Origin of the sequence: Streptomyces sp. NPDC007991, assembly GCF_042958445.1 — a bacterium.
Classification (GTDB): domain Bacteria; phylum Actinomycetota; class Actinomycetes; order Streptomycetales; family Streptomycetaceae; genus Streptomyces.
Genome location: NZ_JBIBJD010000005.1, coordinates 454,753 through 470,334, shown reverse-complemented (window position 1 = coordinate 470,334; position 15,582 = coordinate 454,753). Strand labels below are relative to the sequence as shown.

Genomic DNA, 15,582 nt, shown 5'->3' with positions numbered 1-15,582 from the left:
TTCGTTCGGTGTTTCTTCGGTGGGTCGGATGGTTCCGGTGGTTCGGTCGGCTCAGGTGCCGGTCTGCGGGCGCGGCTGGTGGGTGGGCCGCTGCGGCGTGCGTACCGGGAGGGTGCCGATGGGGCGGGCCGTGGCCGGGGGTGCTGCCGCGAGGTGTTCGGCGGGCGCGGGCCGGTCGGCGTGGCGGCCGGTGCCCGGCCCGACGTGCGTGGCCACCAGGTCCGCGATGCGGGCGCCGCCGCGCCGGCCCTCCAGGTGGAGGCGGCCGACGTTGACGCGGTCCTCGGCGAGGAGGGTGAGGACGGCGGTCGTCCCGGCCGCGTAGGTGGCGACGTAGCCCCCGGAGCCGCGCACCAGCAGTTCGCGGAAGTCGCCGCGGGCGGCGGCGTCGGTCATGCGGTGGGCGACGCCGAGAGCGGCGGCGGTGAGCGCCGCGAGTCCCTCCGGTTCGGTGTCCGGGACGTCGTGGGCGAGGACGAGTCCGTCGACGGTGGCCGCGAGCGAACCGGTCAGCCGGGGTATGCGGGTGCGGAGCCGACGCAGTTCGTCGAGGACGTCGGTCTCGACGGCCATGAGCAGTCTCCTTTCGGCACGCTGTCGTCGCGCGCGGATCACAGTGCCTCCAAGGCGTGCAGGAGCCGTCGCAGCAGTGCGGTGTCGGGCTCGTCCGGTGCCGTGGGACGAGGGGCGGGGCCCGGCTCGGCGGACACGGGTGCGGGGGCAAGGGCGGTGGCGGGGGCAGGGGGAGAGGCAGTGGCGGGGGCGGGGACTTTGGGGGCGATCAGGCCGACGGCGGCCAGGCGGCGCAGCTCGACCAGGGTGTGGAAGGTGCGGCAGGCGAGGGCGGTGGCGATCTGGGCGGCGGTGCGGACACCGTCGACCTGGGCGAGGGTGCGGCTGCGGCGGGCCGGCAGGTCCGCCGGGTCGGTGCCGGGCACGCGGGCGAGCGGGGCGAGGTCGATGGCGGGCTCGGGCCATATGCGGTGCAGCAGTTCGCGGCGGCGTCTCGACTCGCGCAGGACGCTGTCCACCGGCACGGAACGGACCGCGCCGAGCCAGTGCGCGGCTCCGGGACGGAAGCGGAGGGCCGGTCCGTCGTGGGCGAGGACGAAGTACGCCGCGTCGAAGAGGGCGCCCAGGTGGCACAGTTCGAGCGCCCCGGCTGCGAGGTGGCCGCTGTCCACCAGCTGACGGCCGACACGGCAGTCGCGGCCGGCCTCGTCGATGGCCCCCCACCAGCCGTCCGGGGGAAGCGCTCCGCTGTGGGTGAGCAGATCGCCGAGGTCGGGGGTGAGGGCGGATTCGACGTGCACGACGTGTCCCGCGACCAGGTAGACCATCCCCGCCTCGGTGGACAGGGCGCCGCTCGCGCCCTGCGCGGCGAGGGTGGCGAGCAGGGCCGAGGCCGGTTCGTCCGTGCGTGAGGTCCGGGCCGGCGTGATCATCCGAGCACCAGTCTGTCCGCCATCTCGGCCAGCCGGATGCGGGCCAGGGCGAGGTTGCCCTCGCGGCGGTCGAGCCACAAGTGCAGGAACACGGTGCTGTCGAAGGTCGTGGTGACGAATCTGAGCAGGTGGTACGAGTCCGTGTTCGTGATGATCAGATCCTGTACGGGTGGTTCCTTTCCGGACGCTGTGCCCGCGTCGCCGCCGGCCGGGGCGAGCACGCCGCTCTCCGTGGCGAGGCGGGCGAGTTCGGCGGTCTCCGCGGCCGCCGCCTCCAGGTCACCGCCCGGCGCCTCACCCACCGCGCCCAGGGCGAGACCGCTGATCCAGTCGACCACCGCCGCCCCTCGCGCACCGGGCAGCCGCATGGCCTCCAGCAGACTCTCATCGATTCCGGGCACGCCGAATCCCCCTCCCCTGCACGGCCGTTCCCGCGAACGTGAGCACGACACTACGGAACGTGCTCGGCCCAGGTGAAGGCTTTGGCATTTTCCAAAGGAATGTGCAGTGGACCGGGTACGGGTGCGAACGAGGTCGATCCGAAGCGGGCAGGATCCGGACGCTGCCCGCCCGGCGCAACCAGGTTCATGCGGCCCGACCGCACACGGGGACGAGGGCGGTGCGGTCGAACGGGCCGCCGTGTGAGGGGGCGTACGCGACGGCGTCGTTGACGGCATCGAGGCCGGACGACCTCCCCGCTCAGGCCAGCAGGACGTCCTCGCCCGCCGTCACGGGGACGACCTCCTCGGCCGGCGGCGCCTCGGCCTTCACCGGCGTCCCGAAGTCCGACAGCGTCATCGTCGTCATGGCCTTCACACCGCCGAAGCAGGACAGCCGGACCTGGACGGCGCGCCCCTTCCCGTCGACCCACACGTCCGCGTAGACGGGCATGTCGTCACCCAGCTTCTCGCGCAGGTCGTCCAGCCCCTGTTTCGTCTCCGGGGTCATCCGGAGCGTCGCGGTGGCGTGGTCGATCGTGCCCCGGTAGTGCACCGCAGGGGTGCCGTTCACCTGCTCCTCGCCCTCCTTCGACACCTGCCGCATCGCCTTCACCTGGCCGAGCAGGTGCTCGGGGTCGTTCAGCGGCGCCCGCAGGAAATAGCGGGTCAGGGCTTTGCTCCGGACCGCCGAGGCCCACTCGCTGCCGTCCACCGCCCGCGAGCCCCGCACATAGACGGTGTCGCCGACGAAGACCTCCTCGACGGGGTCCATGCCGCTGTCCTCGAACTTCACCGTCAGCCGGCCCCTGTCGTCCGCCGGGTCGAAGGCACCGGCGATCGTGAACACGTACGTCGCGGGGCTGTCGGAGGACCGCAGCTCGATCCTCTCGTCCACGCGGGCGCTGTCCGCGCTCGTCCTCTCGATGGCGGCGCGCACGGCCGCCCCGTGATCCACGTCCTCCTTCGCGCTTTTCCCCGAGTCATGGTCCGGACCGCCGGAACAGGCGGTGCAGAGCAGCAGGACGGCGACGGAGAGGAGGTGGGCGCGGCGCATGGACGCTCCGAGTAATCGTTACTGCGGCAGGGTGGAGCCCGAAGGGGCCTGGAGATCTTCGCACGAAACCGGTGACGGGGCCCGAGGATTTCGGCCGTGACGCCCTGCAGATCGGTGGCGCCCAGGAGGCCCGACGGCGGGCGAGCAGGACCCGCCCCGATGCGGATGGTGGGCGGGCCCTGCTCGTGCGGACCATTGTCGGGACTCCGGTGCCGGTGGGGCCACGAGTGTGATCCGCCGGTGTGCGCGCGGCGCGCACACCCCGTGTGTGACCCCGGGTTGGGCCCGTCGGCCTGCGGCGACGATACTGGCAGGCGCCCCTGCTCCCGTTCACAGTTGGACCCATGCCGACTTCCCCCACCGTCCGCCCCATGACTCCCGCCACGGTGTGGCTGGCTCGCGGCCGCCATCCGGAAGGCACCGCGGAAGACGTGCTCCGGCGCTCGCTGGAGCAGCGCAAGCGAAGTCGGGCCATCGACGACTTTCTCGAACTGCCCGAAGCCGGAACCGAAGCCGGGACCAGCGCCGGGACCGAGGCCGCCCCGGCCGAGCGGGTCTTCGAGGCCCGCTGGCGGGTGGAGGAGACGGTGACCGTGCGGGCCCGGATCGGCGTGACGCCCGGGCCGGACGGCGGGCAGGAGTGGATCCTGGTCGCGGAGGCCGAGCGGCCGTGGAACAACGACTGGCCGTCGCCCGCCGCGCTGTTCTGGCCGGAGGAGCCGGACGTCGCCTGGGACCGGGACGGCGCCGCGGAGCTGTCCCTGCGGAAGATCAATCCGCTCCCCCGCGACGACAAGGACACACGGCGCCTGTTCCGGAACGCGGTGCCCGGCGGGTGGCACATCCATGTCGTCGTCCACGAGGCCATGTCCACCGACGAGCGAGGCCGGCTGCCGGTGGTGCGGTGGCTGCCGGCGGGGCTGCGGCACCGTGTGGTGGAACACCGCGCCGCGCCGCAGCAGCTGCGGGGGGTCAACTGGGCTCTGCGGGACACGGGTGTGGAGGTACCGCGCGGCGGTGCGGTGGTGCTGCCCGGCACCCCGGCGCCGGACGGTTACGACGCCGAGGACTTCTCCGTCCGCGCGGTCTTCCTCGACGGCTCGGAGCCGGCCGACCTCGTCGACGCGGTGACGCGGTACGCCACGCTGCCGAGACCACTCCCCGACGGCGCCGCGGACGCCCTCACCGCGCTGCGGGAGGACTGGCACCTGCTGACCCTCGAGGAGGAGCTGGAGCGCCAGCGCGGTCTGGTGGCGATGTACGCCGAGGCCCTGGAGGCCATGACGAAGTCCCGTGACCTGTACCGGGAGGCGGCCGAACGCGCCCACGAGGCCCTGGTCGCCTACCAGGAGTCCGCCGAGGCCGCTCCCGTGCGGCAGCAGCCCTCCGACGCCCCCGCGACGTCTCCGCTGCAACAGCTCACACGCACGTTCGAGCGCTTGAAGAGCAGGTCCCAGCGTCCGGTGGCCCCCTCCCACGACGAGCAGTAGGAGCGTTCCTGACGGGGTGCACGTGTCAGTCGTGGTCTGGTGGATACGCGGTCCGTACGGCAGTACGGCCCGTCCGGGAAGGTCCTCCACGCCATGGGCAACGACCCGCACCACTCGGAGACGACGCTCCGCGTCAACGGCAAACCCCACACGCTCACCGTCGACCACCGGCGGGTCCTCCTGGACCTCCTGCGGGAGGACCTGGACCTCACGGGCGCCAAGAAGGGCTGCGACCACGGCCAGTGCGGCGCGTGCACGGTCCTGGTGGACGGGCGGCGCGTCAACAGCTGTCTGCTGTTCGCGGTCGCCCTGGACGGCTGCGAGGTCACCACCGTCGAGGGGCTGTCCGGCGACGGGAAGGAACCGCACCCCCTGCAACGGGCCTTCCTGGAGCGCGACGCCTTCCAGTGCGGCTACTGCACCCCGGGCCAGATCTGCTCCGCGGCCGGCATGCTCGCCGAGGCGGCGGCCGGTCATCCCTCGCACGTCACCGCCCCGGCGACGCCCTCGGCCGGGCCGGTGCCGCTGGACCGGGAGGAGATCCGGGAGCGGATGAGCGGCAACCTGTGCCGGTGCGGCGCGTATCCGCGGATCGCCGAGGCCGTGGAGGACGTGATCCCGTGAAGGAGTTCGCCTACGTCCGCGCCGGGAGCGTCGAGGAGGCGACCTCCGCGTACGCCTCCCACCCCGGCGCCCGTTATCTCGGCGGCGGCACCAACCTCGTCGACCTGATGAAGCTCGGTGTCGAGCGGCCCGCCGCCCTCGTCGACGTCACCCGTCTGCCGCTGGACGCGGTGGAGGAGCTGCCGGACGGTGCCCTGCGGATCGGGGCGATGGTCCGCAACAGCGACCTCGCGGCCCACCCGCTGGTGCGCGACCGGTACCCGGCGCTGTCGCAGGCGGTGCTCGCGGGGGCGTCGGGACAGTTGCGCAACGCGGCGACGACCGGCGGCAACCTGCTCCAGCGGACCCGGTGCCCGTACTTCCAGGACCTGTCGAAGCCGTGCAACAAGCGGGAGCCGGGCAGCGGCTGCGGCGCCCGGGACGGCGTCCACCGTGATCACGCGGTGCTGGGCCACTCCCCCCACTGCGTCGCCACCCACCCCTCGGACATGGCGGTGGCGCTGGCCGCTCTGGACGGGCGTGTCGAGCTGTACGGCCCCGAGGGCGCCCGGAGTGTCGCGGCGGCAGAGTTCCACCGGCTTCCCGGGGACCGGCCGGAGCAGGACACCGAGATCCGGCCCGGCGAGCTCGTCACGGGCGTGGTCCTGCCGGCGGCGTCGGCCGGACTGCCGTCGGCGTACCGCAAGGTCCGCGACCGGGCCTCGTACGCGTTCGCGCTCGCGTCCGTCGCGGCCGTGCTGCGGGTGTCGGACGGTGTGGTCGGCCATGTGGGGCTCGCGTTCGGGGCGCTGGCGCACCGGCCGTGGCGGGCCCGGCGGGCGGAGGAGGCGCTGCTCGGTGCGGCTGCGACCGCCGCCGCGTTCGAGCACGCCGTCGACCTGGAACTGTCCGCGGCGCAGCCGCTGCGGGACAACGCCTACAAGGTGCCGCTGGCCCGGGGAATCGCCCTGGACGTGCTGTCCCGGCTCGCCGACGCGGCGCCGGCGAGGAGGACTTGATGACCGGCAGCGTGGGAGCCCCCGCCGAGCGCCGGGAGGGACGGGAGAAGGTCAGCGGCACCGCCCGCTACGCCGCCGAGTACCACTACCCCGGCCGGGCCCAGGCCTGGCCCGTGCCGGCGGCCGTCGCCCGGGGCCGGGTGACCGGCGTCGACACGGCGGCCGCGCTGGCCGTGCCCGGTGTGCTCGCCGTCCTCACCCACGAGAACGCGCCGCGGCTCGCCGAGCCGGACGACCCCACGCTCGCCGTGCTCCAGGACCCCCGGGTTCCGCACCGCGGCTGGTTCGTGGCGCTGGTGGTGGCCGAGACCCTGGAAGCCGCGCGGGCCGGTGCCGCCGCGGTCCGTGTCGACTACGCCGCCGAGGCGCACGATGTGACCCTCACCGCCTCGTACCCGGGGGTGCACGTCCCCGACGAGGCGGGCGGCGGGTATCCGGCCGTCCGCGAACGGGGCGATGCCGACGGGGCGTTCGGATCCGCGGCCGTCCGGGTCGATGTCGCCTACCGGGTGCCGCCGTTGCACAACCACCCCATGGAGCCGCACACCAGCACCGCCCGCTGGGACGGCGGCCGGCTCGTCGTGCACACCTCCAGCCAGGGCACCGGTGCCGTACAGGGCGTGCTCGCCGGGCTGTTCGGCGTTCCCGAGGACCGGGTCGTCGTCACCGCCGAGCATGTCGGCGGCGGCTTCGGCTCCAAGGGCACGCCACGGCCCGACGTGGTGCTCGCCGCGATGGCGGCACGGCAGACCGGGCGGGCGGTCACCGTGGCGCTGCCCCGGCGGTACCTGCCGGCCGTCGTCGGGCATCGTGCTCCCACCCTGCACCGGCTGCGGCTCGGCGCCGACGCGGACGGGCGTCTGACCTCCCTCGTGCACGAGGTCACGACACACACCTCCCGGATCAAGGAGTTCGTGGAGCAGGCGGCGGTGCCGGCGCGGGTGATGTACGCGTCACCCCACAGCCGTACCGAGCACCGGGTCGCGGCGCTGGACGTGCCCTCCCCGTCGTGGATGCGGGCCCCGGGCGAGGCGCCGGGCATGTACGCCCTGGAGTCCGCGATGGACGAGCTCGCCGCCGAGCTGGGCATGGACCCGGTCGAGCTGCGCGTCCGCAACGAACCGGACGTCGAACCCGACAGCGGCAAGCCGTTCAGCAGCCGGCACCTGGTGGAGTGTCTGCGCGAGGGCGCCCGCCGCTTCGGATGGGCCGGACGCGACCCCCGGCCGGGCTCCCGCCGGGACGGGCCCCTGCTGCTGGGGACCGGCGTGGCGGCGGCGACGTACCCCGTCATGGTGTGGCCCGCCACGGCGACAGCCCGCGCGCTGCCCGACGGGACGTTCCTGGTGCGGATCAACGCCACGGACATCGGTACGGGGGCCCGGACCGTGCTGGCGCAGGTCGGTGCCGACGCCCTCGGCGCGCCGCTGGAACGGGTGCGGATCGAGGTCGGCAGCACCGCGCTCCCGGCGGCGCCGCTGGCCGGCGGCTCGTCCGGCACCGCCTCGTGGGGCTGGGCCGTCCACGAGGCCTGCGCCCGGCTGGCGCGGCGGCTGGCCGAGCACACCGGGCCGCTGCCCGAGCAGGGCCTCGACGCCCGCGCCGACACCCGGGGCTCGGCGGACACCGAGAGCGACTGGGCCCGGCACGCCTTCGGGGCGCACTTCGCCGAGGTCGCCGTGGACACGGTCACCGGCGAGGTCCGGGTCGGCCGGCTCCTCGGGGTGTACGCCGCGGGGCGCATCCTCAACGCCCGTACGGCACGCTCCCAGTTCGTCGGCGGCATGACGATGGGCCTGGGCATGGCGCTGACCGAGGGCAGCACGATGGACGCCGCGTTCGGTGACTTCACGGAGTCGGATCTGGCGTCGTACCACGTGCCGGTGCACGCCGATGTCGCCGAGATCGAGGCGCACTGGCTGGACGAGGACGATCCCCGTCTCAACCCCATGGGCAGCAAGGGGATCGGGGAGATCGGCATCGTCGGGACGGCCGCGGCGATCGGCAACGCGGTCCACCACGCCACCGGCGTTCGTTTCCGCGAACTCCCCCTGACGCCCGACCGGGTACTGGCCGGACTGCTCGACGGCGGGACGGCGAACGACGCACGGACCGGCTCCGCCACGAGCGGATCCGGTCCGGTACGGGATGTGTAGGCGTCACTCCGTCATCTGGCGTGCCTCGGGCGGCGGCGCGGCGCCCACGGCCGGCCCGGGACAGGCAGCCTGCGCCTGCGCCTCACCCGCCTGGTCCAAGCCAGGGACAGCAGCCTGCGCGTACGCCTCACCGAACTGATCCACGCCAGGGCGGCAGCCTGCGCCTCGCCCTGGTCCACGTCGGAGGCGGCGGCGTGCGCGCCGGGCTCGCCGCCCGGCCGGTCGGCAGAACCGTAGGTCTCGTGCGAACCGGCGGCGGGTTCGCACGAGCGGAGTGATGAAGAGCAGGTGGTCATACTCGCCTCCCAGGGCAAGAGTGCGGCCGCTCCTGCGCCCTGCGTGGTGTGACGAGCGACGTTACGCTGACCATCACGAGGCGCCCCTGTCACGCCGTGCCCACTCGGGTGGGCCACCGGCATGACCGCCCGCACCCGCGGCGGCACGGAAAATCCGCCGACGCGCCGACATGTCGGCCCCCGGGCGCAATACAGCGGCCGGAAACGGGAATCCAGGAAGGGACACCCCGTGTCGCGGACGCCAGGAGGAGGCAGCCCGTGGATACGACCACAACGGTGATCACCCTGGCCGCGGTTCTCGCGGCCATCGTTCTCGTCTTCGCCGTCGGCATCCTCGTGCGACTGGTCAGGACCCGGCGTGAGCTGCGTCACGCCGGGCTGCCGACGGGCCCGCGCTGGGTCTTCTGGGGCGCGGTGCTCTACTTCGTGCTGCCCGCCGACGTACTGCCCGATCCGGTGTACCTGGACGACATCGGTGTTCTGCTGCTCGCTCTGCGCACCGTCCGTGGCTCCCTCGGCGAGCGGGAGGGCAAGTCGGCCCGTCGGCCGGACCGCCAACCGGCCCGATGACTACGGAAAGTAAGGAAACCAACCACCCGTTCGATTCGTATAAGTCTCTGGGAGCCGAAACGAGTCGGCGGACCGGGTGGCCGCGCCCCTGGATCCGGCTCGATCGGCGTCAGCACCGACGAGGGAGAGACGATGCAACCGTTCGCGCTCAACTACGCGCGCCCGGCAGTGGAGTTGGAAGCTGCCATTCCGTACGTGTACGACGCCGGACTGCAGTTGAACGTGCTCCACGACGGCCGGGTGGCCGCCTCCGACTTCGCCCTGCTGAGGGAGGTCGGCACCACGACGTCCACCGCCGGCTCCAAGACGCACTTCGACGACTGACCGCGGGCCGCCGAAGATGACGGTAGTGATCCTCACCTGCGAGGAGGACGTGACCGCGGACATGGTGGTCGTGCACCTGAACGAGGCCGGGGTTCCGGTGGTCCGCGTCGACCCCGCCGATCTGACCGGCGGGGTCGCGCTGTCCGGGGAGTATGTCCACGGCCGGTTCCGCGGCCACCTGTCCGCCGGGGGGCGGCTGGTGAGCATCGGCGGGCTGCGGTCGGTATGGGTCCGCCGGCCGGGCACTCCGGCCGCACGGGCGGCCCAGCCGTCCGCGTGGCTGACCGAGGAGGCCGCCCAGGCGCTCTACGGAATGCTGCGGGGCTCGGACGCGCGCTGGATGAACCACCCCGACGCGGCCCGCCGGGCCCGGCACAAGCCCTGGCAACTGCGCCTGGCCCAGCGTTGCGGCCTGCCCGTGCCGGCGACGCTGATCACGACGTTCCCCCGCGCCGCCCGCGAGTTCTCTGAACGCTACCCGGACCTGGTGGTCAAGCCGGTGTCGGGCGCGCATCCGCAGGACCCGCCCCGGGCCGTGCCGACCAGCCGGGTCGCGCCGGACACGGACTTCTCCGCCGTCGCGTTCGGGCCGACGCTGTTCCAGCGGCGGATCTCCAAGCGGGCCGACATCCGTCTCACCGTGGTCGGCGACCGGATGCTGGCGGCCCGCAAGGCGGTCGCCGCGGACGCGGACCCCGACGAGGTGGACGTGCGGTTCGCCCCGCCCGGCGCGCCGTGGCGTCCCACCGACGTGCCGTCGCGCATCGCGCCGGGCGTCCTGGCCTATCTGCGGGAGGCCGAACTGGCGTACGGGGCCTTCGACTTCGTCGAGGACGCCGACGGAACCTGGTGGTTCCTGGAGTGCAATCAGTCGGGGCAGTTCGGGTTCGTCGAGGTGGAGACGGGCCAGCCGATCGCCCGCACCATCGCCGAGTGGCTGGCCCGGCCCGTCCCCGAGGCGCCGTCGCGCGTCAACGGCGCGAACACGACCGCCCGTTGAGCACCGGGACCGGCTGTCCACCGGTCCTGGTTCACTGCGGCCGCGGCCCGGGGAGCATGGCCGTGCGCTGCCATCCGGTGCCCGGGGAGTGCGGGCGGTCGTAGCCGGGGGACTGCGCGGGCCGCATGACCAGCTCCAGTTCCCTGCTCACGCGTTCGGCCTCGCGGCGCACCTGTGCGGGGACGTCGCCGCACTCCGCGATGAGTCGGTCGTAGATGGGGGAATCCTGGAACACCCGTCAACGCGCCTTTCTGCTCGTCGGCCCCGTGCGGGGGCGAGAGAGCCGAGTGTAGGCGGACCGGTGTCCCGGAGTGTGAATTACCCGGGTGGACTTGACGCAGACCGGACATCCGTGACATGCGGACGTCCGGCCTCAGGCCCCTGTCGTGGAGCCCGGCCGGACGATCATCAGGACGGTGACCGCCGCCCACAGGAGGTTGAAGATGCCGGTGAACATGGCGAGTTGAACGGTGCTTCGGTGCTCGACGGCCTGTTCGCCGTTCAGTTGGCCGAGGAGTTCCTCCTGGCGGGGCAGGACGAAGGCGACCAGGATGCCCGCGGCGGCGGCGGTCAGCGCGATGGACGTGACGAGCCATCCGCTGCCCAGGACGCCCATCGCGGCACCGGTGGCGAACCCGAAGAGCGGGACGGTCAGTCCGATGCCGGCGTAGACGCGGCAGATACGGTGCAGCAGCGCGACCGCGCTCACCGCCGACGGGGCGGGGGCGTGTCCGCCGGCGGGGACGGCGCGGCGGGCCGCGGGCGGGAACATGCTGGCCGCGACGGTCACGGGACCGATGGCGACGATGGCGGCCAGCACGTGCAGGGACAGCAGGATCTTGGTCACCGGGACTCTTTCCGTGGTGCGATCGACGGTGGCGGCCCCACGTTAGGGAGCCCGGAGGTGATCGCCCATGGGCTGGAACGACAGCTTCCAACGGATTCCCGCCAACCCGTGTGACCTGGTCTTCCGTGCCGCGAGCCGGTGCTTGGGCGGTTCGTGCGCCTGGCGGGAATACGCCTAGGGTGGCGGTCATGCACTCCGTGGCGATCCTGGTTCTCGACCGAGTGGTGCCGTTCGACATGGCGGCGCCCCAGCAGACGTTCGCCTGGACCCATATGCCGGACGGGCGGCCGGCCTACCGGGTCCGGCTGTGCGCCGAGACACCGGAGGTGCACACGGACGGCGGTTTCACCCTGCGCGTCGACCGGGGCCTGGAGGCGCTGGCGGAGGCCGACACGATCATCGTGCCGGGCTGCTCCCCCGGGGCCCCACCGCCCTCCGCGCGGGTACTGGAGGCCCTGCGGCAGGCCGCCGAGGCCGGGACCCGGATCGCGTCCGTGTGCGTGGGCGCCTTCGTACTGGCGGAGGCCGGGCTGCTGGACGGGCTGCGCGCGACCACGCACTGGGTGGCCGCGGGTGAGCTGGCCCGCCGGTTCCCGCGGGTCGAGGTGGCACCCGACGTGCTGTACGTCGACAACGGGCAGATCCTCACCTCGGCCGGTGCAGCCGCCGCGCTGGACCTGTGTCTGCACATGATCCGGCGGGATCTGGGGTCGGCCGTCGCGGCGAACATCGCCCGGATGTCGGTCATGCCGCTGGAACGGGAGGGCGGACAGGCCCAGTTCATCGTGCACGAGCACCCGCCGGTGCCGCGGGGTTCGGCGCTGGAGCCGCTGTTGGAGTGGATCGAGGACAACCTCGCGCACGAGGTGACGCTGAGCGCGCTGGCGGAGCGCGCGGGAATGAGCGAGCGGACGTTCAGCCGCCGCTTCCGCGAACAGACCGGGACCACGCCGTTGCAGTGGCTGCTGCGGGCGCGGGTGCGGCACGCCCAGTATCTGCTGGAGAACACCGACCACTCCGTGGAACGGATCGCGCGGCAGGCGGGGTTCGGCTCGCCGACGGCGTTCCGGGAGCGGTTCCGCAAGGTGGTGGGCACGACACCGTACGCGTACCGCACGGCGTTCCACGGGAAGGCGAACGGGAACACGAACGCCCCGGCGGCCCGTTCACGGGCCGCCGGGGCGACACCCGGTTCATGACCGGGCCCTACGAGTCAGCCGACCAGCGTCAGACCGTTCTCCCCGTCCGCGTCCGCTTCCTCGGACCGCTCCTTGGTGAGCAGCAGGGTGTCGGCCTTGGCGATGGCGTCGGTGATGTCGGACGTGCCCATCATCACGCACAGCGTGTAGCTGACGTCCTCAAGCTCGCGTGCCGCCGTCGGCACGTGCCTCTCCGCCTGAGTGATCCTCAGCGACGCATACCGCGTCAGCAACTCCCTGACGACCTTCCGGTCCGGTACGAGCACGTAGCGCCCCTCTCTCTGTTTTCGCTGCGTATGCCCGAACCACGCGGAAACATTCACATGTTTTCCTCACCAGGGGCGGATGTGACGAAAAACTTATCGTCTGTGACTGTTCGTCAGGGGAGCCGGTCGATGCTCAGGCCGCGTCCAGCTCCGCCAGTTCCTCCAGCGTCAGAGTGAGGTCGGCCGCGGCGAGGGAGTCGCGGATGGTCTCGGGGCGGCTGGCGCCCGGGATCGGGACCACCACGGGCGACTTGGCGAGCATCCACGTCAGGCACACCCGCTGCGGGCTCACCCCGTGAACCTCGGCGATTCGGGCGAACGCCGCGTGCCCCGAGCCGAGTTCGCCGGCCTTGGAGATGCCGCCGAGGGGGCTCCACGGCAGGAACGCGATGCCGAGTTCGTCGCACAGCTCCAGCTCCGGCTCGCTGGAGCGGAAGGCCGGGGAGAACTGGTTCTGCACGGAGACCAGACGGCCGCCGAGGATCTCGCCCGCCAGCCGGATCTGCTCGGGGTTCGCGTTGGAGATGCCGGCCATGCGGATCTTGCCCTCGTCCAGCAGGTCCCGGATGGCGCCGACGGACTCGGCGTAGGGGACGCGAGGGTCGGGGCGGTGGAACTGGTAGAGCCCGATGGCCTCGACGCCGAGCCGGCGCAGGGACGCCTCGCACGCCTCCCTGAGGTGGCGGGGGCTGCCGTCCAGGGTCCAGCTGCCGTCTCCGGGGCGCAGATGACCGCCCTTGGTGGCGACCAGGACGTCGCCGCCGCGGTGGTGGGAGGCGAGGGCCCTGGCAATCAGGGTCTCGTTGTGACCGACCTCGCCGGCGTCACGGTGGTAGGCGTCCGCGGTGTCGATCAGGGTCACTCCGGCGTCGAGCGCGGCGTGGATGGTGGCGAGGGAGCGTTCCTCGTCGGGTCGTCCCTCGATGGACATGGGCATCGCGCCCAGGCCGATCGCGCTGACGTCGACATCACCGATGCGGCGGGTGTGCATGTGCTCGTGACCTCTTCCGGCTGTCGCTGAGGCTGTCAGGCCATGGTGCACTCCAGCCTGGACGCCGGGCGGCCCCGAGGTCCAATAGAAGAAGGAGAACGCATTCAGCGCTCGGGCAGCTGAATCCCTGGCAGCCGAAACACGCCGGCCCCCGGCGGCCGGGCCGGCGGTCCCTTGTCACCCGGGGATGAAAGCCCGCGCCGATGGACTCACCTCCCCCACACAGAACGGCGATCCGCCCGGCACTCCCCCACCTCACTGCCATATTCGAGAACCGCTTCGGAGGTGGTTGTGAGCACAGAGGTGACAGCATCCGGTCCGGGGGAAACGGCGGCGCACGTGCCCGGGAGCACGGCGGAGCGCGTCGCCGGCCTGGAACGCCGCCGGAACCAGGCGGTGGCCCCGGGCGGACCGCGCAGACGCGGGGAGTTCTCGGCCCGGGAGCGCGTCGATCGGCTCGTGGACAAGGACTCCTTCACGGAGACCGGCCTGTTCGTCCGGGCCCGGCCCACCGCGCAGGGCGGCAGCCGCCGTCCCTGCGGCGACGGCGTGATCACCGGGTACGGCACGGTCGACGGCCGCCCGGTGTGCGTGTTCGCCCAGGACTCCACGGTGTTCGGCGGAAGCATGGGCGAGGCCTTCGGCGAGAAGACCGTCGCGTTGATGGAGCTGGCCCTGAAGACCGGCTGCCCCGTGATCGGCCTGAACGACTCCGGCGGTGCCCGTATCCAGGAGGGCGTCGCCTCGCTCGCCCTCTACGCCGAGCTGGTGCGCCGCAACGTCAAGGCGTCCGGGGTGATCCCGCAGATCTCGGTCGTCCTGGGGCCGTGCGCGGGCGGCGCCGCCTACTCGCCGGCGATCACCGACTTCACGGTGATGGTGGACGGCGCCTCACACATGTTCGTCACCGGCCCGGACGTCATCGAGACGGTCACCGGCGAACGCACCACGGCCGAGGAACTGGGCGGCGCCCGCACCAGCAACACCGTCAACGGCAACGCCCACTTCCTGGCCGCGGACGAGGAGGACGCCCTCGACACCGTGCGCGACCTGCTGTCGTACCTCCCGGCCAACAACCTGGAGCGGCCTCCGGAGTACGCGCCCGGGCATCCGCCGCCCGGCACCGACCTCGACGAGGTCGTCCCGGACCGGCTGGGCGAGGCGTACGACATGCGGGCGATCCTGCACGCGGTCGTCGACGACGGTGAACTGCTCCAGGTGCAGGAGCTGTTCGCGCCGAACATCATCTGCGCCCTGGCCCGGATCGAAGGCCGCTCGGTGGGTGTGGTCGCCAACCAGCCGCTGCACGCCGCCGGGGTCCTCGACATCGACGCCTCCGAGAAGGCGGCCCGGTTCGTGCGGTTCTGCGACGCGTTCGGCATCCCTCTGCTGACCTTCGCCGACGTGCCCGGGTATCTGTCCGGGGTACGGCAGGAGCAGGCCGGCATCATCCGGCGCGGAGCGAAACTGCTGTACGCCTACGCCGAGGCGACCGTCCCCAAGGTCACGGTCGTGGTGCGCAAGGCGTACGGCGGCGGATACGCGGTGATGGGCTCCAAGCATCTGGGCGCCGACGTCAACCTCGCCTGGCCCACCGCCCGGATCGCCGTGATGGGCGCCGAGGGGGCCGTGGGCGTGCTGCACCGGCGGGAACTCGCCGCTGCCGACGACCCCGAGGCGCTGCGTGCCCGCCTGCTCGCCGCGTACGAGCGCACCCACGGCACGCCCTACCTCGCCGCCGAGCGCGGCTATGTCGACGCCGTCATCGCGCCGCGCGAGACCCGGGAGCAGGTCTGCCGCGCGCTGCGCGCCCTGCGCGGCAAACGCGCGCCGATGCCGGAACGCCGGCACGGCAACATCCCCCTCTAGCCGCCCCTCTCCC

The 15,582-nt window shown here is 72.9% G+C and carries 17 protein-coding genes; 9 read left to right on the top strand and 8 right to left on the bottom strand.

The window, feature by feature from the left end:
* Positions 1–51: 51 nt before the first annotated feature.
* From ACFZDA_RS16740 to ACFZDA_RS16725, 4 genes are all read right to left on the bottom strand, one after another.
* Complete coding sequence (locus tag ACFZDA_RS16740) at positions 52–573, bottom strand: roadblock/LC7 domain-containing protein (RefSeq protein ID WP_391081237.1); 522 nt, start codon at positions 571–573, stop codon at positions 52–54.
* A gap of 38 nt (positions 574–611) precedes the next feature.
* Entirely contained in the window at positions 612–1,445 is an 834-nt protein-coding gene (locus tag ACFZDA_RS16735) for a hypothetical protein (protein WP_391081234.1), read from the bottom strand.
* The gene (locus ACFZDA_RS16730; RefSeq protein WP_391081231.1) at positions 1,442–1,846 is read right to left on the bottom strand and encodes a hypothetical protein; all 405 of its coding nucleotides are present in this window, start codon (positions 1,844–1,846) and stop codon (positions 1,442–1,444) included. Before ACFZDA_RS16730 ends, ACFZDA_RS16735 begins: the two co-directional genes overlap by 4 nt.
* 298 nt (positions 1,847–2,144) lie before the next feature.
* Positions 2,145–2,939, bottom strand: a complete 795-nt coding sequence (locus tag ACFZDA_RS16725) for an LppX_LprAFG lipoprotein (RefSeq protein ID WP_391081229.1) — start codon at positions 2,937–2,939, stop codon at positions 2,145–2,147.
* Between the two features lie 344 nt (positions 2,940–3,283).
* Between ACFZDA_RS16725 and ACFZDA_RS16720 the strand changes: the two genes are divergently transcribed.
* The 7 genes from ACFZDA_RS16720 to tgmB all read left to right on the top strand — a co-directional run bounded on the left by ACFZDA_RS16720 (position 3,284) and on the right by tgmB (position 10,397).
* Positions 3,284–4,429 (top strand): hypothetical protein, encoded by a 1,146-nt coding sequence (locus ACFZDA_RS16720; RefSeq protein ID WP_391081226.1) that lies wholly within the window; start codon positions 3,284–3,286, stop codon positions 4,427–4,429.
* A gap of 93 nt (positions 4,430–4,522) precedes the next feature.
* On the top strand, positions 4,523–5,053 hold the full coding sequence (locus tag ACFZDA_RS16715; protein WP_391081736.1) for a 2Fe-2S iron-sulfur cluster-binding protein: 531 nt from the start codon (positions 4,523–4,525) through the stop codon (positions 5,051–5,053).
* Positions 5,050–6,051, top strand: coding sequence for an FAD binding domain-containing protein (locus ACFZDA_RS16710; RefSeq protein ID WP_391081224.1), 1,002 nt, complete (start codon positions 5,050–5,052; stop codon positions 6,049–6,051). Before ACFZDA_RS16715 ends, ACFZDA_RS16710 begins: the two co-directional genes overlap by 4 nt.
* Positions 6,051–8,207 (top strand): molybdopterin cofactor-binding domain-containing protein, encoded by a 2,157-nt coding sequence (locus ACFZDA_RS16705; RefSeq protein ID WP_391081221.1) that lies wholly within the window; start codon positions 6,051–6,053, stop codon positions 8,205–8,207. The genes ACFZDA_RS16710 and ACFZDA_RS16705 overlap by 1 nt, the downstream gene beginning before the upstream one ends.
* Before the next feature lie 554 nt (positions 8,208–8,761).
* Positions 8,762–9,073: a DUF1232 domain-containing protein gene (locus tag ACFZDA_RS16700; RefSeq protein ID WP_391081218.1), complete on the top strand. Its 312-nt coding sequence runs from the start codon at positions 8,762–8,764 to the stop codon at positions 9,071–9,073.
* 132 nt (positions 9,074–9,205) lie between these two features.
* Positions 9,206–9,397 (top strand): putative ATP-grasp-modified RiPP, encoded by a 192-nt coding sequence (gene tgmA, locus ACFZDA_RS16695; protein WP_010038137.1) that lies wholly within the window; start codon positions 9,206–9,208, stop codon positions 9,395–9,397.
* Positions 9,398–9,413: 16 nt separating this feature from the next.
* Positions 9,414–10,397, top strand: coding sequence for an ATP-grasp ribosomal peptide maturase (gene tgmB / locus ACFZDA_RS16690; protein WP_391081215.1), 984 nt, complete (start codon positions 9,414–9,416; stop codon positions 10,395–10,397).
* Between the two features lie 31 nt (positions 10,398–10,428).
* On the opposite strand, the gene ACFZDA_RS16685 is transcribed toward tgmB, so the two are convergent.
* Positions 10,429–10,632, bottom strand: a complete 204-nt coding sequence (locus ACFZDA_RS16685) for a hypothetical protein (RefSeq protein WP_059414305.1) — start codon at positions 10,630–10,632, stop codon at positions 10,429–10,431.
* Positions 10,633–10,770: 138 nt separating this feature from the next.
* Positions 10,771–11,244 (bottom strand): hypothetical protein, encoded by a 474-nt coding sequence (locus ACFZDA_RS16680; protein ID WP_391081212.1) that lies wholly within the window; start codon positions 11,242–11,244, stop codon positions 10,771–10,773.
* A 188-nt stretch (positions 11,245–11,432) separates the two neighbouring features.
* Here ACFZDA_RS16680 and ACFZDA_RS16675 point away from each other — a divergent pair, with 188 nt between their 5' ends.
* Entirely contained in the window at positions 11,433–12,443 is a 1,011-nt protein-coding gene (locus tag ACFZDA_RS16675) for a helix-turn-helix domain-containing protein (RefSeq protein WP_391081209.1), read from the top strand.
* Between the two features lie 14 nt (positions 12,444–12,457).
* Here the strand turns inward: ACFZDA_RS16675 and ACFZDA_RS16670 are convergent, their stop codons facing one another.
* Entirely contained in the window at positions 12,458–12,709 is a 252-nt protein-coding gene (locus ACFZDA_RS16670) for a DUF5133 domain-containing protein (protein ID WP_086559611.1), read from the bottom strand.
* A gap of 133 nt (positions 12,710–12,842) precedes the next feature.
* Positions 12,843–13,700: an aldo/keto reductase gene (locus ACFZDA_RS16665; protein ID WP_391081205.1), complete on the bottom strand. Its 858-nt coding sequence runs from the start codon at positions 13,698–13,700 to the stop codon at positions 12,843–12,845.
* 339 nt (positions 13,701–14,039) lie between these two features.
* On the opposite strand from ACFZDA_RS16665, the gene ACFZDA_RS16660 reads away from it, so the two are divergent.
* Positions 14,040–15,569: a carboxyl transferase domain-containing protein gene (locus ACFZDA_RS16660; protein WP_391081202.1), complete on the top strand. Its 1,530-nt coding sequence runs from the start codon at positions 14,040–14,042 to the stop codon at positions 15,567–15,569.
* The last annotated feature ends 13 nt before the right edge of the window (positions 15,570–15,582 follow it).